This is a genomic window from Geobacter sulfurreducens PCA, assembly GCF_000007985.2.
Taxonomy (GTDB): Bacteria; Desulfobacterota; Desulfuromonadia; order Geobacterales; family Geobacteraceae; genus Geobacter; species Geobacter sulfurreducens.
In genome coordinates, this window is sequence record NC_002939.5 from 2,557,663 (window position 1) to 2,579,673 (window position 22,011).

At 62.8% G+C, this 22,011-nt stretch carries 18 protein-coding genes; 6 read left to right on the forward strand and 12 right to left on the reverse strand.

Annotation, left to right across the window (positions count from 1 at the left end; all coding sequences use genetic code 11):
* Positions 1-109 precede the first annotated feature (109 nt).
* The 9 genes from mnhG to GS_RS11770 form a co-directional block, all read right to left on the reverse strand.
* Positions 110-499 (reverse strand): monovalent cation/H(+) antiporter subunit G, encoded by a 390-nt coding sequence (gene mnhG / locus GS_RS11730; RefSeq protein WP_010942974.1) that lies wholly within the window; start codon positions 497-499, stop codon positions 110-112.
* Positions 492-767 carry a cation:proton antiporter gene (locus GS_RS11735; RefSeq protein WP_010942975.1) on the reverse strand — a complete coding sequence of 92 codons (276 nt, stop codon included), beginning with the start codon at positions 765-767 and terminating at the stop codon, positions 492-494. Before GS_RS11735 ends, mnhG begins: the two co-directional genes overlap by 8 nt.
* The gene (locus tag GS_RS11740) at positions 764-1,237 is read right to left on the reverse strand and encodes a Na+/H+ antiporter subunit E (protein ID WP_010942976.1); all 474 of its coding nucleotides are present in this window, start codon (positions 1,235-1,237) and stop codon (positions 764-766) included. The genes GS_RS11735 and GS_RS11740 overlap by 4 nt, the downstream gene beginning before the upstream one ends.
* Positions 1,234-2,748, reverse strand: a complete 1,515-nt coding sequence (locus tag GS_RS11745) for a Na+/H+ antiporter subunit D (RefSeq protein ID WP_010942977.1) — start codon at positions 2,746-2,748, stop codon at positions 1,234-1,236. Before GS_RS11745 ends, GS_RS11740 begins: the two co-directional genes overlap by 4 nt.
* Positions 2,748-3,110 carry a Na+/H+ antiporter subunit C gene (locus tag GS_RS11750; RefSeq protein ID WP_010942978.1) on the reverse strand — a complete coding sequence of 121 codons (363 nt, stop codon included), beginning with the start codon at positions 3,108-3,110 and terminating at the stop codon, positions 2,748-2,750. The genes GS_RS11745 and GS_RS11750 overlap by 1 nt, the downstream gene beginning before the upstream one ends.
* Positions 3,111-3,518, reverse strand: coding sequence for a Na+/H+ antiporter subunit B (locus GS_RS11755; protein ID WP_010942979.1), 408 nt, complete (start codon positions 3,516-3,518; stop codon positions 3,111-3,113).
* A 3-nt stretch (positions 3,519-3,521) separates the two neighbouring features.
* Positions 3,522-5,816 (reverse strand): putative monovalent cation/H+ antiporter subunit A, encoded by a 2,295-nt coding sequence (locus GS_RS11760; RefSeq protein ID WP_010942980.1) that lies wholly within the window; start codon positions 5,814-5,816, stop codon positions 3,522-3,524.
* A gap of 100 nt (positions 5,817-5,916) precedes the next feature.
* Positions 5,917-6,666, reverse strand: a complete 750-nt coding sequence (locus tag GS_RS11765; protein WP_010942981.1) for a PP2C family protein-serine/threonine phosphatase — start codon at positions 6,664-6,666, stop codon at positions 5,917-5,919.
* A gap of 57 nt (positions 6,667-6,723) precedes the next feature.
* On the reverse strand, positions 6,724-8,307 hold the full coding sequence (locus tag GS_RS11770) for a TIGR00341 family protein (protein ID WP_010942982.1): 1,584 nt from the start codon (positions 8,305-8,307) through the stop codon (positions 6,724-6,726).
* A 213-nt stretch (positions 8,308-8,520) separates the two neighbouring features.
* On the opposite strand from GS_RS11770, the gene GS_RS11775 reads away from it, so the two are divergent.
* The 4 genes from GS_RS11775 (at position 8,521) to GS_RS11795 (ending at position 14,611) form a co-directional block, all read left to right on the forward strand.
* On the forward strand, positions 8,521-9,522 hold the full coding sequence (locus GS_RS11775) for a DUF481 domain-containing protein (protein WP_010942983.1): 1,002 nt from the start codon (positions 8,521-8,523) through the stop codon (positions 9,520-9,522).
* Positions 9,523-9,572: 50 nt separating this feature from the next.
* Positions 9,573-9,869, forward strand: coding sequence for a LapA family protein (locus GS_RS11780; protein ID WP_010942984.1), 297 nt, complete (start codon positions 9,573-9,575; stop codon positions 9,867-9,869).
* 126 nt (positions 9,870-9,995) lie between these two features.
* A complete protein-coding gene (locus tag GS_RS11790; protein ID WP_010942985.1) occupies positions 9,996-11,891 on the forward strand; it encodes a potassium transporter Kup in 1,896 nt (631 codons plus the stop codon).
* A gap of 113 nt (positions 11,892-12,004) precedes the next feature.
* Positions 12,005-14,611: a plasma-membrane proton-efflux P-type ATPase gene (locus tag GS_RS11795; protein WP_010942986.1), complete on the forward strand. Its 2,607-nt coding sequence runs from the start codon at positions 12,005-12,007 to the stop codon at positions 14,609-14,611.
* Between the two features lie 144 nt (positions 14,612-14,755).
* Here the strand turns inward: GS_RS11795 and GS_RS11800 are convergent, their stop codons facing one another.
* The 3 genes from GS_RS11800 to GS_RS11810 all read right to left on the reverse strand — a co-directional run bounded on the left by GS_RS11800 (position 14,756) and on the right by GS_RS11810 (position 17,941).
* The gene (locus tag GS_RS11800; RefSeq protein WP_010942987.1) at positions 14,756-16,732 is read right to left on the reverse strand and encodes a solute symporter family protein; all 1,977 of its coding nucleotides are present in this window, start codon (positions 16,730-16,732) and stop codon (positions 14,756-14,758) included.
* Between the two features lie 14 nt (positions 16,733-16,746).
* On the reverse strand, positions 16,747-17,055 hold the full coding sequence (locus GS_RS11805) for a DUF485 domain-containing protein (protein WP_010942988.1): 309 nt from the start codon (positions 17,053-17,055) through the stop codon (positions 16,747-16,749).
* A gap of 109 nt (positions 17,056-17,164) precedes the next feature.
* Positions 17,165-17,941: an IclR family transcriptional regulator gene (locus GS_RS11810; RefSeq protein ID WP_010942989.1), complete on the reverse strand. Its 777-nt coding sequence runs from the start codon at positions 17,939-17,941 to the stop codon at positions 17,165-17,167.
* Between the two features lie 1,106 nt (positions 17,942-19,047).
* Here GS_RS11810 and GS_RS11825 point away from each other — a divergent pair.
* Both GS_RS11825 and treZ read left to right on the forward strand, forming a co-directional pair.
* Positions 19,048-20,094: a mechanosensitive ion channel family protein gene (locus GS_RS11825; RefSeq protein WP_010942993.1), complete on the forward strand. Its 1,047-nt coding sequence runs from the start codon at positions 19,048-19,050 to the stop codon at positions 20,092-20,094.
* A 1-nt stretch (position 20,095) separates the two neighbouring features.
* A complete protein-coding gene (treZ, locus tag GS_RS11830; RefSeq protein WP_010942994.1) occupies positions 20,096-21,988 on the forward strand; it encodes a malto-oligosyltrehalose trehalohydrolase in 1,893 nt (630 codons plus the stop codon).
* The last annotated feature ends 23 nt before the right edge of the window (positions 21,989-22,011 follow it).

Here is a 22,011-nt window from a genome sequence, read left to right on the forward strand (position 1 = left end):
AAACCGAAGGCGGAGCCGGGCTGGGGCGAGGATTGTGCGTGCGAGAGCCAGCCAGAAACGACATGAAGACGGGGTGCGAACCCGTTGAGGTTATATGCGGGTTTGTGTTTTATGTATCAGCACGTGAATCGGCCTGCCCCGTGCCGGCTCCGTCGGTATCGTCCCGCTTGCACCATTCGCCCGAGGACGCCAGATCGTCCCGGACGCTTTTCTCCCAGAGGGGAACTCCGCTGAAATAGGCGGCCCGGCCCAGCATGTGGGCCGCCACCGGCGCCGTCAGGGCGATAAAGACGATAATGGCGGTGATCTTCCCAGTGACGGCAGCGTCGTCGAAGAAAAGGGCCACCCCGGCCAATATGAGGCTCGTCCCAAGGGTAGAGGCCTTGGTTGCGGCCGATAGCCGCACATAGAGGTCAGGGAAGCGCACGATACCGATGGCGGCCAGCACGGCAAAGAAGGCCCCCCCGCCCAGGAGTATGGCGATGATCGTGTCACGCACCGCCGTCCCTCCGGTGCAGATAATAGGCAAAGGCCACGGTCCCCAGGAAGGTGATCAGAGCCAGGACGATGGCCGCGTCCAGGTAGGCGTGCTGACCGGTGGCCACGGCATAGGCGGCGGACAGGGCGATGATGAGGGTTGCCATCAGGTCCAGGGCCACCACCCGGTCCGGCAGGCTCGGTCCCCTGACCAGCCGCACGAAGGCCAGCACGATCCCCCCTCCGAGCAGGGGAAGAATTACATAATGGATGAATGCGTCGAGGGTCATCGAAACACCTCCCGGACCCGGCGCTCGAACCCCTCTTTGATTCCCCGCACGAGCACCGCCGGGTCATCGATGTACATAGCGTGAACGTAGAGGGTGCGCCGGTCGTCGGTCAAATGGAGGCTCAGGGTCCCCGGCGTGAGGGTGATGACCGTGGCGAGCACCGTGACCTCAAGGTCGCTCTCCACGTCCAGGGGGACCGCCACGATGCCCGGCGTCATGTGGTGGCGGGGGGTGAGGATGTCGTGGGCCACCCTCAGGTTGGCCAGCACCAGCTCCCGGAAGAAGAAGGCGATGAAACCCGCAACGGCCCGCACCCTGGTCAGATAGCCGGTCGTGCCCCGCCCCCGGCGGGTTATCCAGAGAACGAAGAACCCGGCGAGCGCGCCGGTGAAAAACCCGCCGGCCGTATAGGTGCCGGTGAGGGCCATCCAGGCCAGTGCCAGAAGGATATTGGCAAGAAACGGGGTCACGGCTTCACCCCCAGTACCGCTGCGATGTAGAGGTCCGGATTGAGCAGCTGGTCGGCGGCGGTCAGGGAAAGCCGGAAGAGGGGCTCGGCCCCCACCCCCATGGCCACCGTGGCCAGGGCCAGGACCAGGGCCGGCACTCCCAGCAGCAGCCGCGCCCCGCCCGGAATGTGGGGGTGGTACTGAGCGTGGGCCTCCCCCTCTCGCACGGGGTGGTCCTTCCAGAAGGCCTCTGCCCAGATTTTGGTCATGGAGAAGAGGGTCAGGATGCTCACCGCCAGGGCCGCTGCCACCACCACGTACCGCCCCTCCCCAAGGCCCGCCCGCACCAGGGCCAGCTTGGCCCAGAAGCCGGACAGGGGCGGAATCCCCGCCAGTGCCAGGGCCGGCACGAGAAAGAGCCCCGCCACCAGCGGACGCCCCTCGTAGAGCCCGCCCAACTCGGCCAGTTCCGTGGTGCCGGTCAGCCGCTTCACGATGCCTGCCACCAGAAAGAGGGCCGACTTGGCGGCAATGACGTGGACCATGAAGAATATCGTCCCGGCCAGGGCCAGGGGCGTCAGGAGCCCGAGCCCCATGACCAGGTAGCCGATCTGGCTCACGATGTGAAACGAGAGCAGGCGTCTCATCTCGTGCTGGGCCACGGCTCCCAGGACCCCGGTCACCATGGTGAGCCCCGCAGCCGCCAGGATCAGGGTTCGGCCCGCCTCGGCCTCCTGGACGAAAATGAGGGTAAATATCCGCACCAGCACATAGACCCCCACCTTGGTCAGCAGTGCCGAAAAAATTGTGGTCACCGCCACGGGAGGGGTGTGGTAGGAGGCGGGAAGCCAGAAAAAGAGCGGAAACACCGCCGATTTGATCCCGAAGGCGGCAAAGAGGAGCGCAGCGATGACCGGCACGGTGCCGCCGTGGGGAACCGCCCGCAACTGACGGGCCAGATCCGCCATGTTCAGGGTTCCTGCCACGCCATAGAGGATACCGATCCCGGCCAGGAAAAAAGCCGAGGCGATCAGGTTCAGGGCCACATACTTAATTGCCCCCTCCATCTGCTGCCGACGGCCGCCAAGGGCCAGGAGCACGAACGAGGCGATCAGCATCACCTCGAACCAGACGTAGAGGTTGAACAGGTCCCCGGTCAGGAGCGACCCGCAGACCCCCAGCAGCAGCACCTGCATGAGGGGATGGTATCCCAGGGACTCGTGATCGATGTCGGCGCTCGCCAGGGAATAGACCGCCACTGCCAGCCCCATGGCGCCGACCACCACCACCATGACGGCGCTGAAGAGGTCGGCTACCAGGGTGATGCCGAAGGGGGCGGGCCAGTTCCCCGCCTGGACGCTGACCACCCCCTGACGTTGCACAACCGTGAGGAGCGCCACCCCCGCCCCCAGGAGCGCCGTCGTGCCGCAGACGCCCAACAGCCGTTGGAGCTCCCGCCGGTTCCAGGCGAAAAGCCCCGCCACAGCCGTGGCCAGCGGGATGATGAGGGGGAGGAAGAGAAGAAGTTTCATCAATTGCTCCGGTACTCGGTATCGGTCGTGGTCATCTCGTCCAGATCGTCGGTGCCCACGGTCTGGTAGACCCGCTTGATCAGGACCAGGGCAAAGGCCTGCACCCCGAAGCCGATGACGATGGCGGTCAGGATCAGGGCCTGGGGCAGCGGGTCGGCCACCGGCGGAATCGGCTCGGTGCCGCCGGCCGGCACGTAGGGAGGCCGCCCGCGGGTGAGGCGTCCCACGGTGAAGATGAGAAGATTGGCCGCATTCCCCAGGAGGGCCAGGCCGAAGATCATCTTGACGATGCTCCGCCGCACCATGAGGTAGAGCCCCGTCGCGTACAGCCCGCCGATGACGATTGCCAGAACGCTTTCCACCTATTCCTCCATCAGGCTGAACACGATCATGAGCGCCATCCCCGCCACCACCAGGTAGACTCCGATGTCGAACAGGATCGGCGTGCCCCCGTGACCGATGACCGGCACCGGCAGGATGCTCCAGATGCCCGAAAGAAAGGGAAGTCCCATGGCCAGGGGGAGGAGTCCGCTCACCAGGGCGGTCAGGAGCCCCACCGCCACCAGGTGCCGCGGCTCCACCCGGAGCACCCGCCGGGCGCCGGCCACGCCGTGGGACAGGGAGTGGAGGACAAAGGCGGCCGCGGCCACCAGCCCCCCCACGAATCCTCCCCCCGGCTCATTGTGCCCGCGCAGGAGAAGAAAGAGCGAGAAGAGGAGCAGCAGCGGCAGGAGAAGCCGGACCGCTGTTGCCAGAAAGAGTGACTGCATGGCCTAGCCCTCCTCCCTGTTCCGGGCCTTCATGAGGCCGTAGACCCCCAGGGCCGCAACGGCCAGGACTGTGATCTCCCCCAGGGTATCCAGTGCCCGGAAATCCACCAGGATCACGTTGACCACGTTGCGGCCATGCCCCGCCGGCAGGCTGTGCGCCAGAAAATAGGAGCTGATGTGGGGGACCAGGGTCTGGGATACCGCCAACAGGACCAGCACCGTCATGAAGCCGCCGATGGAGCAGGCCACCAGGATATCCCGCACCCTTCCCGCCGGCCGCGAGAGCAGCGAGAAGCGCGGCAGCCGGTAGAGGACCAGAACGAACAGGACGATGGAGAGGGTCTCGATACAGAACTGGGTCATGGCCAGGTCCGGGGCGCCGAAAAGGATATAGACCAGGGCCACCCCGTACCCCACCGCGCCGAGCCCGGCCACCGCCGCCAGCCGAGAGGTGGTCGTCGCCGCCGTCAGTGCTCCTGCCATGATGACGCCGGCGGCGAACCATTCGTGGAGCCCGCCGTCCGGTCGGGGAAGCTGGCGCGGGAACTCCCCACTCCGGAAAATGGCCACGGCCATGAGGAACGCCGCGGTCCCCACCACCGTCATCAGGTAATAGCGGAGCCGGCCGTTCTGAAGCATGCGGGTCTGCCGTTCGGCCAGGGCGAGCATTCCCTTCAGGAGGAGCCCGTAGCCCCGTTCGGGGCCCCATCCCGCGCCGTCACCGAGGGGAAGGCGACGAAGCACCGTTTCCCGGACAAGGGCGATGCCGACCCCGGTGGCCACCGTGGCCGCTCCAAGAAGGAGGACTGGAGTCACCCCATGCCAGAGGGCCAGCTCCACCGGCACCGATGCCCCCCGCACCATGGCCACTGCCGGCTCCAGCAACCATCGTCCCGCCAGGCCCGGGAAGATGCCGATCACAAAACCCAGCAGGGCCGGCACCAGGGGGGGGAACCAGAGGAGCGGCTCCACCCGGTGGTGGTGCAGATCCGGATCGGTCCCGCGCCCGAAAAAGGGGAGATACCCCACCAGGACCGCAACCGCCACGGTCAAGGCATTGCCGATGAAGCCGGCAACAGTCACGAATCCTGCCGCCAGGGGTGCCTGGAGCTTGGCCTCGTAGAGGAGTTCCTTGGCGATGAACCCCACCAGCGGCGGCACCCCGGCCATGGAGAGGGCAGCGAGACCCGATCCGGCGGCGACCCAGGGCATGACCCGCGCCAATCCGCCGAGCCGCCCCAGGTCGCGGGTTCCGGCACCGTGATCCACAGCTCCGGCCGCCAGGAACAGGGCACTCTTGTAAAGGGCGTGGACCAGGAGAAAGACCATGGCGGCCGTTGCGGCGGCCGGCGTATGGAGCCCCAGCAGCAGCGTCAGAATCCCCAGGGCGCTCACCGTGGAATAGGCGAGAATCTGCTTCAGATCGCTCCGGAGCAGGGCCAGGGCCCCGCCCGCCACCATGGTAACCCCGCCGGCCAGGGTCACCGACCAGAACCAGGCATCGGTCCCGCCCAGGACCGGGGAGAGGCGTGCCAGGAGATAAATCCCCAATTTCACCATGGTGGCCGAATGGAGATAGGCGCTGACCGGCGTCGGGGCCTCCATGGCGCCCGGGAGCCAGAAGTGGAAGGGGAATTGGGCCGACTTGGTAAATGCCCCGGCCAGAACCAGGAAAAGGATCGGCAAATAGAGTGCATGGCCCCGCACCAGTTCGCCCCTCTGGAAGATCTCGGCCAGGTCCGTGCTTCCCGCCGCCTGCCCCAGCAGGATGAACCCGGCCAGAAGCGCCAGCCCGCCGGCGCCGGTCACCAGCAATGCCTGGAGCGCCGCCTTGCGCGCCGCCATCCGGCCGTGGTCGAAGCCGATCAGGAGGTAGGAGCAGAGACCGGTCAGCTCCCAGAAGACAAAAAGGGTAATCAGATCGCCGGCCAGGACCGTGCTGATCATGGCGGCCATGAACGCGAGGATCAGGCCGTAGAAACGCCCCAGGTGGTGATGGCCGCGGAGGTACGAAGAGGCGTAGACCACCACGAGCACGCCGATGCCGCTGATGATCAGGACGAACAGGAGGCTCAGGCCGTCGAGGGAGAAGGAAAGGTCGACCCCCAGGGACGGAATCCACTCGTAGGCGGCCCGGATCGTTCTGCCGGAGGCCACCGCCCCGACCTGTGCGCCGAAAAAGCTGAACAGCGACAGGGGCACCAGGGCGCACAGCCACCCGGCCCACCGCGGGAGCCAACGGTGGAGCAGAGGAGCGGCCAGGGCGGCTCCAAATCCTGATAACGCGGCAATAATCATAGATAAACCCGTCGGCAGCGACACGTGCGTTTACTCCATTCTAACGGTGGAGCCGGCGGCTGCAAGGAAACGACCGGATTATGACACCCGGCACGGATGATCAAATGTCGATCACGATGGCGCTGCAATCGTCATCGGGCGGGTCGCCCGCCCCGAAGTCCCGCAGCGCGGCGGCAAGCTCATCCATGAACCGGGTGTAGCTTCCGCCCGTAGCGGTAAGAAACGCGTCGAGCCTTTCGGCGCCGAAGGTCTCGGTTCCGTTGGACGCATCGAGGATGCCGTCCGTATAGAGGAGCAGGCGATCTCCCCGCTCCAGCCCGAAGCAGCCGGTCGCCACCTCTGCCTCGGCAAAAAAGCCGACCGGTGGCGACGTGGAGGCAAGGCGGTGAAGGCTGTTCCGCCTCAGGACCAGCGGCGGGACGTGACCGGCGTTCACGTACTCAAGGCGCAGGGAGGCCGGGTCGATGATCCCCAGGAAGAGAGTGGAGGAAAAATGATGATCCAATTCCGTGCCATGGTCGGCAAAACGGACGAGAAACCGGTTCAACTGCGATACCATGGTGAGGGGATCATCAACAGTTAACGCGCAGTGGTGCAGGAAACCGTAGACCAGCGACATGACCACCGACGACTGGATGTCGTGGCCGGTCACGTCACCGATGAACACCACCTCCCGGCCGTCGGGCATGGAGATGAAGTCGAAATAGTCGCCGCCCAGGGCGGTCGCCATCCGGTTCATCACTCCGATGCATCCCCAGCTGCAGACCGGCGGAGTCTTCGGCAGGAGCAGCTGCTGGATGCGACTCGCCAGGGCCACTCCGTTCCCTGCCGCGTTGGCCGGTTCAGACATGCATCCCCTCCCTTTTCCGTTGCCGTGTGAGTCTCCCACGCGGACCGCCGCGGGCCGCTACCGTCGCACCACCAAAACCGATGCGCCCGTGCCGGGCCGGACCGCAGCCGTCACATTGGCGGCCGGCACACCGAGTTCCTCCTGCAGGTAGCGCTTCAGTCGGTCGGCATGCCGCCGGCTGTCCTTCCCCCCGGCCTCAACCCTGAATGAAAAAGCTCCGGGGCCGCCGGGCAGGTTCTTGATCAATGCCATCGCCGCCACGCTCTCCTGGGAGAGGTCTCCCTTTTCGTCAAAAATGACCCGAGGAAGGAACGGCGCCAGTTCTACCCGGAGGGACACCGGCACCTGAAGCCTGCGTTCCAGGAGCCGGGCAAGCAGCAGCCGCTCGTCGTCAGTGAGGGGGTAGTCGCGGCGGAGAACCACGGACACCCGGGCCGGCCCCGGTTTTTCGCCAAAGCCCAGACCGATGTCCTCCACGGCAAAGGGTGACGTCAGCGCCTCCAGTTCGGTCCGCACGTCCCTCAGCAGGCGGGATGCGGATGCCTGAACCGCTGCCGCGCTCTCGTCCCTGGCAGACGCGGGCTGCCCCACCGGAGATACGGCCGACAGCTCGGCCCTCGGTTCGATGGAACCGGCCGTCACCACCACCTGTTCCAGGTTCAACTCGACGTTCCGCCCGAGGAATGAACCGATCTCCTTCTCGATCTCCTCCTCTGCCTTCTTCTCAAAGGGCCTGACCGTATTGACCGTCACGTTCACGCCAACCCGGCCATCCTTCTCCTGAACCGAAAATCCGGTCACCCTGGAATGGGCTTCCTTCTCGAGATGCAGCTTCAGCACCCGTTCCACCCGTTTGGTGAGTTTAACCTTGCGCAGATCCGTCACCAGGGTGTGAACGAGCGGGATGGACAACAGCGCGAGCACGGTTCCGAGGATCAGAAGCCTCTTTCGGGCCGGGTACGTTTCCTCGGAGACCATGGAACTGCGGAAGTTGAAGAGGAAAAACACCAGATCGGCCGTCAGGACAATGGCCACGAAGTTGGTGAAAAACAGGAGAAACCCGCCCAGCCCCAGCATGGGATGCCCGCTGCCCAGGCCAAAGCCCACGACCGACAACGGGGGAATGACCGCGGTGGCCACGGCAACCCCGGTCGCAGTGATCATGTAATTCTTCTTGGTACAGAGGGCAATGGCCCCGGCGGTGCCGGCCAGAACCGCCACGAAAAGGTCGTAGACGTTTGGGCGGACCCGACTCAGGATCTCGGTCGTCGGTTCCTTGAGGGGGGACAGGAGCGTCACGAAGGCGGTCAGCGCAATGGTGAGCCCAACGCTCACCGCTATGACCCGGAGCCCCCGCCTGGCCAGGGCCAGGTCCCCGATGGTGAAGGCGAGGCCGAAGGAGAGGATCGGGCCCATGAGCGGAGAGATGAGCATGGCCCCGATGACCACGGCCACACTGTTGGTCAGCAGCCCGAGCAAGGCTATGAGGCTCGCCAGGAGCAGCAGGGACACGTAGCTGCCGGACAGCTCGGCCCCTGCCACGGCGTTCTTGATGATGGCCCGGTGGTCGATCCCGGCAGTGCGCTCTGCAATATACTCGCGCAGGCGTTTTATCCTGTAGCGGATGTAGGCGTTCGGCACGGTGCTCCTCTGCTGCCGTATCAGGCAGCGTGTTTCAGTATCCGTTAACAGTAACAGCAATTCCCCCTCACCACAACCGGCGGGCCGGAGTCCACCTCAGTTCGGATAGTTCCCCGGAATCACCGCATTCAGGAGCCGCACCCCCGCCACCCCTTTGCACTGCGGGCTGTTGCCTGTTATTCTTTGTAGTCAAATCAACTGGAGGAATGCTGAATGACCCGACACCTGACCTGCTCGCTCCTGCTGCTCGGCCTTGCCGCCGCGACGGCCAGGGGCGACGAGATCCGGCTGAAAAACGGAGATCGCCTGAACGGTGAGATAATCCGGATGGAGAAGGACCGCCTCACGGTGAAGCTCCCCTATGCCGACGACAAGGTGCGCATCGACTGGAAACAGGTGGACTGCATCTCCGCAGAGCGCGACCTCACGGTGGAGCTCTCCGACTATGAAGTCCTCGTCGGCCCCGTGACCTGCACCGATGGCGCCATCCGGATAAAAAGCTCCCGGGCCGGGACCACGGCCCCCATCTCCCTCAAGGAACTCCGCACCGTGAATCCGGCCACCTACCACGGCTTTTTGACCGCGGGCGGAAGCATTGCCACGGGCAACACGGATACCAAGGCCGCAACGCTCTCGACCCTGTTCCAGGTGCGGACGAAACGCCACCGGTTCACCGTGGAGGCCAAGTATGCCTATGGGGAGGCCGACTCGCGAACCACCGTCCGCAACTCCCTCGGCAGCCTCAAGTACGACTTTTTCACCACCGACAAGGTCTACACCTACGCCCAGACCCTGCTGGAAAAGGACTCCTTCGCCAACCTCAATCTGCGGAACACCGAGGGTCTCGGCGTCGGCTACCAGTTCTTCGACGACCGTACCCTCAACCTTTACGCGGAGGCCGGTATCTCCTACTTCAACGAAGATGTGATCGAAGGTGAAGACCGGCAGGATGGCTCGGGGCGCTGGGCGGCGGGTCTCGAATGGGAGGCCGTTCCCGACAGGCTCAAGATATTCCACCGCCAGGAGGGTTACTACACCCCCTCGGTGTCGGGAGTCACGCTCAGGGCTGACCAGGGGGTACGAATTTCCCTCGTCAACGATATTGCGGCCAACCTGGAAGTGGATTATCGTTTCAACAGCAGACCGGAAGCGGGGAAACGCAACTCGGACCTCCTCTTTATCATGGGCCTCACCTATCAGTACGATTACTGGTAGGAGCCGACCGAGGGACGCTTCACCCCTCCCGCCACCACCAAGGAGGCGCCATGAAATCCGCTCTGGTTCTCGCCATTGCGCTGGCTGCGCTGATGGTCACCTTTTCGCTCCAGAACTCCCAAACCGTCCAGGTTCGCTTTCTCGGCTGGTATTTCGAGGGTGCCCTTGTCATCGTTCTCCTCATGAGTTTCGCCATCGGCGTCCTCACCATGTACCTGGCCTCGCTCCCGGCACGCTTTGCCCACAGGCGGCAACTGGCGGAATACCGACATCAGCTGGACACATGCAACCGCTCACTCGACCGGCTCCGGTCCGAGGCTGCGGACGAGAAGCCTCCTCAGGCGTAGGATTCCTCCACGCCCGTCCCATGGAGGAACGCCATGATCTGTGTACGGTGGGCCGATCGGCGTTTCAGGGTGCCGGGAACGGCTCCCGCAGTGGCGTGGCTCCAGCCGGAGTAAAACGGGGTAACCATGGAAAAGAACGGCACGGTACATACCGGCACTGTTCGTCAGTCACTGGGACTGAGCCTGGCCGCCCTGGGGGTCGTCTATGGCGACATCGGCACGAGCCCCCTCTATGCCATGCGCGAGTGCTTTCACGGCACACACCCCCACCCCGCCACCCCCGACAACGTCCTGGGCGTTCTTTCGCTGATCGTCTGGGCCTTGATTCTCATCGTCTCCCTCAAGTACCTGGTGTTTGTCCTCAGGGCCGACAACCGGGGTGAAGGGGGCATCCTGGCCCTGACGGCGCTGCTCAACCCCTGGGGGGATGAAAACCGGCCGCCGCGCAAGGTCCTGGTGTTTCTCGGACTCTTCGGCGCGGCCCTGCTCTACGGGGATGGAACGCTCACCCCGGCCATATCGGTCCTGAGCGCCATCGAAGGGCTCAAGATCGCGACCCCCCTGTTTCACCCCTACATAGTTCCCATCACCGTCGTCATCCTGATCCTGCTCTTCCTCATCCAGCACCGGGGCACGGCCCGCGTGGGCGCGCTCTTCGGCCCGGTCATGGTTCTCTGGTTCACGGTGCTCGCCCTGCTCGGGATCAGGGGAATCATGATGGCCCCGGAGGTGCTCGGCGCCCTGAATCCGCTCCATGCCGTCCTCTTTTTCGTCCGGGACGGGTGGAGCGGCTTTCAGGTTCTCGGCGCAGTATTCCTGGTGGTGACCGGAGGAGAAGCCCTGTACGCGGACATGGGACATTTCGGCCGGCTCCCCATCCGGTTGGCCTGGTTCTGCTGCGTTCTGCCGGCGCTGCTGCTCAACTACTTCGGGCAGGGGGCGTTGCTGCTGAGCGATCCGTCGGAGGCAACGGAACCCTTTTACCACCTGGCTCCCCCTTGGGCGCTCTACCCTCTGGTCCTTCTTGCCACCCTGGCCACCATCATTGCGTCCCAGGCCGTGATCTCCGGCGTCTTTTCCCTCACCCGGCAGGCCATCCAGCTGAGATTGAGTCCCAGGATGAGGATCGTCCAGACCTCATCCGAGGAGATCGGGCAGATTTACATCCCGGCCGTCAACTGGGCCCTGATGCTCGCCACCATCACGCTCGTTGCCGGCTTCGGCAGTTCGAGCGGCCTGGCGGCGGCATACGGCGTGGCGGTCGCAACCACCATGGTCATTACCGCCCTGCTCGTTCGCTTTGTCATGCTGGAACGCTGGCACTGGCATCCCCTGGCCGTTGCCGGGCTCACGGTAGTCTTTCTCACTGTCGACCTGGCCTTCTTCGGCGCCAACATCCTCAAGGTGGGCGCCGGGGGATGGATTCCGCTGGCCGCCGGGCTGGCGGTTTTCACCGTCATGATCACCTGGCGCAGGGGACGGGAGCTCGTCACCACTCATCTGCTGGCCCAGGCGACGCCCCTTCCCTCCTTTCTTGAGGAGCTCGCCGCAAAGCCTCCTCAACGAGTTCCCGGCACTGCCGTTTTCATGTCGGGAAGGCTCTTTCCCGCCCCTCCGACGCTCATTCATCACCTGGAACACAACAAGGTCCTCCACGAGCAGGTGGTGATCCTCACCGTCCTGACCGAGGACATCCCCCGGGTATCCGCCTCCGAGCGGATCGAGCTGAAACGCCTGGGGCAGGGATTTTACCGGCTCATCGTGCGCTACGGCTTCATGCAGAGCCCCAACGTGCCGGTCATCCTGCGGGAGTGCGAGCCGCTGGGGCTCGTTACCGATCCCGAGACAACCACCTTTTATCTGGGCCGCGAAACCCTTATCCCCACGGAAAAAGTCAGCGGAATGCCCCATTGGCGGGAAAAGCTCTTCGCCTTCATGTCCCGCAACTCTCTTCAAGCCACGGCATTTTACAATCTCCCGCCCGACCGTGTGGTCGAACTGGGGCAGCAGGTGGAAATTTGAACGGGCACTGCAACTCCCCTGGAGGGAAATGATGGCAGCGTGATGAGCGCCCGGAAACCACCGGGACCATTGGAGCACCGGGTGGGTCACGAGGCGTAGCGAGGGATTGCACCATGGCAACTGCACACGCGGACTACGGAAAACTGTCGGTCGAGGAAACGCTGGAGGCTCTGGGGACCAGCAGAGAGCGCGGGCTGCCCCAGGAGGAGATCGCGGCGCGGCTGAAGGAATACGGCCCCAACGAAATCCCGAAAAAGGAAGAGTCGCTGTTTCAGCGAATCTCAAGGCGCTTCTGGGGGCCCATTCCGTGGATGATCGAAGCGGCGGCGCTGCTCTCCGCCCTGCTCCGGAAGTGGGACGATTTCACGATCATAGCGGTTCTCCTGCTTACCAACGCAGCCCTTGACTTCTGGCAGGAATCCAAGGCACTGAACGCCCTCAAGGTATTGAAAAACAAGCTCGCAAAACAAGCCCTGGTTCTGCGCGACGGGAAGTTCACGTCGCTGGACGCCAGGAACCTGGTCCCCGGCGATATCATCAAGGTAAAGATCGGGGACATGATCCCGGCCGATATCAAACTCATTGACGGCGAATTCCTGCAGGCCGACCAATCGGCCCTGACGGGAGAATCCCTGCCGGTTGCCAAAAAGGCGGGGGATATCGCCTACTCAAACTCCATCGTCAAACAGGGAGAAATGATTGGCGTGGTTACCGCGACGGCGCTTGGAACCTTCTTCGGCAGGACGGTCGCGCTGGTGGCCAAGGCCCAAAAGGAGGAAAAGAGTCACTTCCAGAAGGCAGTGGTCCATATCGGCAATTACCTGATCCTCATCACCCTGTTCCTGGCGGCGATCATCCTGATCACGGCCATGTTCAGGCACGAGAACATGCTCGAAATCCTGAGGTTCACCCTGGTGCTCACGGTTGCGGCAATCCCGGTTGCCCTGCCGGCAGTGCTGACCGTGACCATGACGGTCGGGGCCATGAACCTGGCCAGGAAGCAGGCCATCGTAAGCCGGCTGGTCGCCATAGAAGAACTGGCCGGAGTCGATGTCCTCTGCTCTGACAAGACGGGAACGCTGACCCAGAACCGGATGACCGTCTCCGAACCGAAGGCGTTTGCCGGACATACGGTCGAAGAACTGATGCGCGCGGCTGCCTTTGCCTCGAAGGAGGAAAACAGCGATCCGATCGAGATTCCCATCTTCGAGTATCTGCGGAAAACGGGAGGGCTCGACGATATGCCCGCCTATCGCCACCTAAAGTTCACCCCCTTTGACCCTGTGAGCAAGAGGACCGAAGCAACGGTTCAGCTCGCGGACACAACGCTTCTCGTCACCAAAGGGGCGCCCCAGGTGATCCTGGAGCTCTGCGGAGAGCGGGTCGACCGGCAGGCAATCCTGGACGCGGTCGAAGAGCTGGCCGAGAAGGGCTACCGGACGCTCGGCGTCGCGTCGAAACGCCCGGAAGACGGAATGTTCGACTTCCTCGGCCTGATTCCCCTCTTCGATCCCCCTCGTGAGGACTCGAAGTCCACCATTGAAGAAGCCGTGAAACTCGGGCTGCAGGTCAAGATGATCACGGGGGACAACCTGGCCATAGCAAAACAGATTGCCGCCGTCCTGGGAATCGGCACCACGATCTTCGACGCCCGGGACCTGAGGGGCGCCAGTACCCGCGAACTTGTCCAGCTGGGAGCAATCGTCGCCAGGGCCGTTTATCTGAAGATGTCGGACGGGATAACCGAAGAGGAGGCGCAGCACTTTGCCAGGGGAGTCGTGAAGGAACTGGAGCGGGAGTTCGAGCGGATCGAGCTCCCGGAAGGATACGTTAAACGGCACGAATCGGAAATCATCGGGGTCATTGAAAGCGCCTCCGGGTTTGCCCAGGTATTCCCCGAAGACAAGTACCTCATAGTCGAAAAACTCCAGAAATCCGACCATATCGTCGGCATGACCGGTGACGGGGTGAACGATGCGCCGGCGCTAAAGAAGGCGGATGCCGGCATCGCGGTTTCCGGGGCGACGGACGCCGCCAGGGCGGCGGCCGACCTCGTTCTGCTGGCTCCGGGGCTCTCCGTGATCGTGGATGCGGTCAAGGGGGCACGGGTGACATTCGAGCGGATGAAGGGCTACAGCATCTTCCGGGTTGCTGAAACGATCAGGGTCATCCTGTTCATGACCGCCTCCATTGTCGTCTTCAACTTTTACCCGGTCACCGCCATCATGATCATCATCCTGGCATTCCTCAACGACATCCCTATCCTGACCATCGCCTACGACAACACGAAAGTGGATAACAGGCCGGTGCGCTGGAACATGACCGAGGTCCTCACGCTGGCCACGGTTCTCGGGGTTTCCGGGGTCATCTCGAGTTTCGGGATTTTCTACCTCGCCGAGGAATACATGCACCTCTCGCCGGCGGTGGTTCAGAGCTTCATCTTCCTGAAGCTCGTCGTCGCCGGCCATTCGACGATCTATGTAACCAGAACTGAAAAGCATTTCTGGCAGAAGCCCTTCCCCTCGCCCCTGCTCTTTTCCGCAACGACTCTGACCGAAATCCTTGGGACGCTCTTTGCGGTCTACGGGGTCTTTCTGGCGTCGATCGGCTGGGGAAATGCCCTGCTGGTCTGGGGATACGCCCTGGCCTGGTTTGTCCTGAACGATTTCATCAAAGTCTGGACCTACAGGTACCTGCGGCGCGATGCAAACTCGGTCTAGGCGCGTGTCAACCGGTGCGCCAGGGGATCTGAGCCAACTCGGACCGGCGCAGCGAAGAACTCTGCTACCCCCTCCTGTCACATAAAAAAGGGGGAAAGGTTTCCCTTTCCCCCAGCCCTGCCGATATGCCGCCAAGGGCGGCTGCTAGTGGTCGACGGCTTTGGCCATGCCGATGCCGGTATTCTGGCGGACGTAGATCTCGTCGAACATTTCCTCGGAACGCCGGCTCGGGAAGGCCAGGCAACCGATGATCGCGGCGAGGAAGCCCAGCGGGATCGAGATGATGCCCGGGTTCTTGAGCGGGAAGAGCGGTGCGTCCAGGCCGAGCATGGACTTGCCGTCCTTGTTCTTCTCGTAGTCGGCCTTGGCCTTGTCGAGGTCCTTCATCTCCTTCTCGGTGAGGACCGCGCCGTCGGCCTGCTTCTTCTCCAGAACCGTAACCACCTTCTGGGCGTCGGCGGCAACCTTCTTCGGATAGGTCATGTTGGGGGAGATCATCACCAGGGCGATGGCAGCCACGGTGCCGACCACCAGACCCGAGATGACGCCGGCGGTGTTGAACTTGCGCCAGAAGAGGGACATGACGACGACCGGCAGGTTGCCCGAGGAGGCAACGGCGAAGGCCAGGGCCACCAGGTGGGCAACGTTCTGATTCTCGGCCGCGATGCCGATGACAATGCCGGCGGCGCCGACGCAGAGGGAGGTGATCCGGGCGGCCATGACCTGCTCGTGCTGGTCGGCGTGGCCGTCCTTGATGACGTTCACGTAGATGTCGTGGGCGATGGCGGCGGAAGCGGCCAGAACCAGACCCGACACCACGGCCAGGATGGTGGCGAAGGCAACGGCGCACAGGAACGCCAGAAGCAGGTCGCCGATGAACGGGGAGATGTCGCCGCCCAGTTGCTGGGCCAGCATCATGGCAGCCATGTTGCCGCCTTTACCGACCTTGGAAATGGCTTGCGGAGTCACGTGGATGGCGGCGCCGAAGCCGAGAAGCGTGGTCAGGATGTAGAAGGAGCCGATGATGAACATGGCCACGATAACGGATTTGCGGGCGGCCTGGGCCGTGGGCACGGTGAAGAAGCGCATCAGGATGTGGGGCATGCCGGCGGTGCCGAGCACCAGGGCCATGCCGAGGGAGATCTGGTCGAGGGGCTGCTTCAGGAAGAGGCCTGGCTCGAGGAAGCGCTGCCCGTAATCGAAGCCCGCCACGGCGACGGGGTCCTTGAGAACCACCTTCTGGACGTGCTCGATGATGTTGGGGCTGGTGGCAATGTCGGTGAAGAACTGGAACGGGCTCATGCCCGACTTGAGGCCGACTAGGATCGAGAGCAGGAATGCGCCGGACATGAGGAGGCCGGCCTTGATGATCTGGACCCAGGTGGTGGCGGTCATGCCGCCGAACACGACGTAGCCGACCATGAGGATACCGACGCCGATGATGGCGAACTTGTAGGGAATCCCGATCAGCAACTGCATCAGCTTGCCGGCGCCGACCATCTGCGCGGTCAGGTAGAAGGTGGAGACCGTCACGGTCGAAAGAGCCGCAACTGCCCGGACCGGTTTGGGCTCGGTGCGGAAGGAGAGGATGTCGCCCAGGGTGTACTTGCCCGCGTTGCGGCAGGGCTCTGCCACGATCAGGAGCACCGTGATGTAGGCCACGAGCCAGCCTACCGAGTACATGAACCCGTCGTAGCCGTAGAGGGAGATGATCCCGGAAATCCCCAGGAAGGAGGCCGCGGACATGTAGTCGCCCGCAATGGCCCAGCCGTTCTGGGTGCCGGTGATGCCGCCGCCGGCGGTATAGAAGTCGGCGGCCGACTTGGTCCTCTTGGCCGACCAGACGACAACGGCCATGGTAACACCGATGATGATCAGGAAGATGGGGATGGTGACCATCGGGTTGGCCTTGATCTTCTTGGGCTCGGCCGAGGCCGGGGTGGCCATTTTGGCGGCGTCGGTGGCGGCGGGAGCGGTTGCCGCCGGAGCCGGGGCGGTGGCGGCCGGCGCTGTCGCGGCCGCCGGGGCGCCGGGGGCGGCCGGAGCCTTGGCAGGCTCTTCAGCGAAGGCGAACGAGCCCAGGGAGAGGGCCAGGGTGATGCCGGCAATCCATTTTCTCATCGCAGACCTCCTTCCTATTTGAGCTCATCCACCAGCTCGCGGGTGAGCCGGTCGAAGTCTTTGTTGGCCACGTGGGCGTAGTACATGGCGATCCCCCAGGAGACGAAGAACTGGGAGAGGGCGAACAGGTAGCCGATATTGATCCGACCCAGGATCTTGATCTTGAAGAGTCCCGGCGCATAGGCCGCGCCGATGGGGAGGAGGAAGTAGAAAACGGTCGAGAACACCCACCAGCCGACCAGGAATGTGGTCTTCTTCCGGTGGAGTTCCACGAATTTCGGATTGCGGGCGATGGCCGCCCAATCGTATTGCTTTTCAGCCATGGGAGTTACTCCTTTCCTTGTGTGTTCATGGATAATGAAGCGGCGTCCCGCTCCCCCATTGTTGTCGTTGGCGCTCCACCACCTCCTTTCGCGATATCTGGCGTGGCCTTCAGCATGGTCCGTGCCCCAGCTTCATCGAGAGCAGGTCGGCCCCTTCCTGCAGAGAGGGGATAATCTCGCTCTCCAGCCGGTCGGCCACAGCCCTGAACGATGGCACGAGCATCGTGATCGCTCCGACCACTTTCCCGGCATAGTCCCGCACTGCCACGGCAACGCTCACGATCCCGTCCCCGAGCCCACCGCAGTCGACGGCCACGCCCTTGTGTCGGATCTCGTGCAGTTCACTCAGCAACGATCCCACATCAAGCGAATTGTTTTTCCTGCCGCGCTTCTTTAAAAGATTCAACGGGTCGGCGCCCTCAAGAGCCTTGATGGCTTTGCCGGCCGCGTTCGTGAAATAGGGGAAACGCCTGCCGATGAGAGGCGTGGCCTTCACTTGACGCTCACAGTCGACCATGTCGAGAAACACAACGTCATCGCCCCGCAGAACGGTCATATAGACGGCTTCGTCATGCTTTCTCGCCAGTTCCTCCATGATCGGATGGGCATGGTTCACGACAGGGGCCTGGCGAATGAGCCTCTGGGCCAGTTCCAACGCCGCAACGCCAATCGCATAGGTGCCGGTTTCCGGGTCCTGCTCCACAAGGCCACGTTCGCACAGGGTAGAAAGAAGCCGATATGCCTTGTTTCTGGTCAGGTTGAGCGATCCGGCGAGCCTTCCAAGCGACGGATTAGCCGGCCGCATGGCCAGCAGTTCAAGCATGTCGAGCGCATTGCTGACAATCTGTATCGTGTAGGCAGGTCCTGCGAATTTGTCGTGTCGCATACATGCTCACCTCACTCTTTCGTGAAATTGACGGATTCTTAACCCGGGCAGTGCAGAGCGCATTCCTTGATGCACCCGGTCAGAACCGGAAAGGAACACCATCACGGACACCGGATACACTGCCCCGGACCCGGAACCATCCACGTCATGCCACAACCGACGCAGAGCGGAGAGAACCGTCATGCACACCGGAGAGCCCGGCACGTGCAACTGCCCGTTCGACTGGAACGCGATGAAACTTGCTGCAGATTTGGCTGATTAGTCCGGCGAAACTACGAGAGAGGTGGAGCTCGTGAGGAATGAGATGCAAGCAGGGGGGAATGAGGGGGAGAATAGATCTCGGGGACCAACTGACTATTCGGGATCGGCCTGGGCGGGGCGGGCAGGACTGCGGACAACGTCACGACAGCCGAAACAGACTGAGCGACAACCCTGTCCGAGGTCTTGGATACGCTCTCGATGACGGCCCTGGGGCGCTGCTTCGGAGCCGGCGACCGGTTCAGGTCCGGATTTCTCATTCCCAGAACGACAAAGAATGAAGAAATGATGACCGTCACTATGAGGAGAGTTCGTTTGCTCATGCCCTACCCGGCTCCCATTAATGGAATCCACAACACCTTATCACTATTTTTCAAAACTCAAGCTACCGAAACAATACAATTTTCAACTCAAAGCAATCAGTCGCGAGATAGTTAACCCTGTCAAACTTCAAGCCAAATATAACACCTTTTGATTTGCATGCAAACATTTTTTGCAGAAAAGATCCAAAAAAATAAATCCACGATGTGACCGAAATGCGGATAAAGGGCTCTAATAGCCCATTGTGCAAGGCTTGATACCATGCAGGAACATGGTACATACACTATAAACCGGTTTTATCCGGAGGCGTTCGGCATGTAACACGTGTTGAAAATACCGCCCAGTGAGCGCCCCCTCTTGATTACGGGCGGGGTGTGAATTCCGGAACGGCATACCAGCCTCACCACCCTCGCCCCATCAGGCTCGATACCGTCCGCTACAACCTCTTGAATTCATGAATAGTTATGAAAATAGTGGCCACGAATGGTTGATTTGTACACAAACTATTTATAGAATCGACACATTCCATGACTATCCTTTCCGACATACAGAGTATTCTAAAGGCGGCGGGAATCCTTTCGTCCAGCCTCGTGGTCGGGCTCGTACTCGACAAGGTAGTGCTGCGGCGGCTGAAAGTCCTCGCAAGCCGCACGCCGTGGGAGGGAGACGAGATCGTCGTCGACTCCCTGCGGGGGCTGTTGTTGTACTCTGCCCTCTTGACAGGACTGTACGGCGTTGCGACGCAGGTTCCGATGACCGTAGGGCTGCAGAGACTGGCGGGGAATATATTCCTCGTAACCATTATCCTTGTCGCTACTCTCTTCTTCATGAGGCTGGCTGCCGGCTTTGTCACCCACTACGCGAAAAAGGCGGTACTGCCCTCCATTTCCATTTTCAGCAACCTTGCGAAAGTCTCCGTCTTTTCCATCGGCATCCTGATCATCCTCCAGTCTCTCGGAATCTCAATAGCTCCGATTCTCACCGCCCTCGGCGTCGGGGGCCTCGCCGTTGCGCTCGCCCTCCAGGACACCCTGTCCAACATCTTTGCGGGGCTTCACATCATCGCGACCCGCCAGATCCGCCAGGGCGACTACATCCGACTCGCCAGCGGAGAAGAGGGGTATGTGAACGACATAACCTGGCGCAACACCACCGTTCAGACCCTGCCCAACAATATGGTCATCATCCCGAACTCAAAGCTGGCCGGCGCCATCGTTACGAACTACAACCTGCCTGACCGGGAAATGGCGGTGCTCGTTCAGGTGGGAGTCAGTTACGCAAGCGACCTGGATCATGTGGAGCGGGTAACCATAGAGGTGGCCAGCGAACTGCTGCACGAGGTCCAGGGCGGAGCCAGCGGCTTTGACCCGTTCATCCGCTATCACACCTTTGCCGACTTCAGCATCAATTTCACCGTGATCCTGCGGGGCAAGGAATACGTGGACCAGCATCTCCTCAAGCATGAGTTCGTGAAACGCCTCCATCGGCGTTATGCCAGGGAGAAAATCGAAATACCATTTCCGATCCGGACCCTCCACATCAAGCAGGAGGCGCCGGCACAGGAAGGGGACTGAGATGACGCCGTGGTGCCTGGATATCGGAGCGACGCCCGTCACCGGAGGAGTTCACTTCAGGGTTTGGAGCCCCCTGGCCGATTCCGTCGAGGTCATCCGCTGTGCCCGGGGCGAAGAAGCCTCGTGCCCTCTTTCCCGGGTCGGCGAATACTTTCAGGGGACCATACCGGGCATGGGTCCGGGCGACTGTTACTGGTACCTGCTGGATGGCACCCTTCGCCGGCCAGACCCGGCATCCCGCTGCCAACCCGGGGGAGTTCACGGCCCCTCCCAGGTCGTGGCGCCGGACAGCTTCGCCTGGGCCGATGGCCAGTGGCGGGGAGTGGCGCTGGAGGAACTCATCACCTACGAACTGCACGTGGGGACCTTTACGCCCGAGGGGACCTTCGGTGCGGCCGTGGAGCGGCTGGATTATTTGCAGGAACTGGGAATCACCGCCCTGGAGCTGATGCCGGTGGCCGAGTTTCCGGGCAGCCGCAACTGGGGGTACGACGGAGTATTCCCCTTTGCCCCCCACCACGCGTATGGCGGCCCCGACGGTCTCAAGTCGCTGGTGGATGCGTGCCACCGGCGGGGGCTGGCCGTGATCCTGGACGTGGTTTACAACCACCTGGGCCCCGAGGGCAACTATCTTCACGCCTTTGCCCCCTACTTCACCGATCACTACCGGACCCCCTGGGGGGATGCCGTCAATTTCGACGGACCCGGCAGCGACGGGGTGCGCCACTACGTGATCGGCAACGCACTCCACTGGATAAGCGAATACCATCTGGACGGCCTGAGGCTCGACGCCATCCACGGCATCTATGACTTCAGCGCCGGCCACATCCTGCGGGACATTACCCGGGCGGTCGACTCCCTGGCACGGCACCTGGGGCGGACGGTCCACGTGATCGCCGAGAGCGACCTGAACGATGTGCGGACCATCGCGCCGCCGGAGTCAGGCGGGCACGGCGTCCACACCCAGTGGTGCGACGATTTCCACCACTCCCTGGTGACCCTCCTGACCGGCGAGCGGAATGGTTACTACGCCGATTTCGGCCTGTTCAGCCACCTGGAGAAGGCGTTCCGCGAGGGGTTCGTCTACTCCGGAGAATACTCGCGCCACCGCAGACGCCGCCACGGCAGCCCATCAGGGGATCAGCCCCCGCGCCGGATGGTGGTCTTTTCCCAAAACCACGACCAGATCGGTAACCGGGCCCTGGGGGACCGGCCATCGACCCGCCTCTCCCCGGAGCAGCTCAAGCTGGCCGCCGGCGCAGTCATACTCTCCCCCTACCTGCCGCTCATCTTCATGGGAGAGGAGTACGGCGAGACTGCCCCGTTCCCCTACTTCACGAGCCATGGCGATCCGGCGCTGGTTGAGGCGGTGCGCCGGGGACGGCGCGAAGAATTCGCCGCCTTCGGCTGGGAGGCGGAAGTCCCCGACCCCCAGGACGAAGCGACATTCCGCTCCGCCCTGATCGATCCGGAACTTCGCTCCGTCGGCTGGCACCAGCAGGTATTCTCCTTCTACCGGGAAGTGATCCGGCTCCGGCGGCAACTGCCCAGCTTCCGCCGCCCCGAGCGGGAGGAAATCCAGGTGACCGGCCTGGAAGCGGACAGGGTCGTGGTCGTCCGGCTCTGCCGGGGCCAGGCCGAACTCGTGGTCCTCTTTGCCCTGGCCGAAACATCCTGCCGCGTTCGACTACCCTTCCGCCACGGACGTTACCGCAAACTCTTGGACTCGGCCGAACCGCGCTGGGGCGGACCGGGGGCACTGGCGCCCGAAGCCCTCGACGGAGGGGATGAAGGGATCGGGATCACCCTCGCGCCGTTCAGCGTCGTTCTGTATGGCAGGGACCGAGACGACCGTCGCCGGAACGGCGGCCCGATGCCGACTGAAGAAGGGTGACCGAGGCTCAATCAAGGACTGTT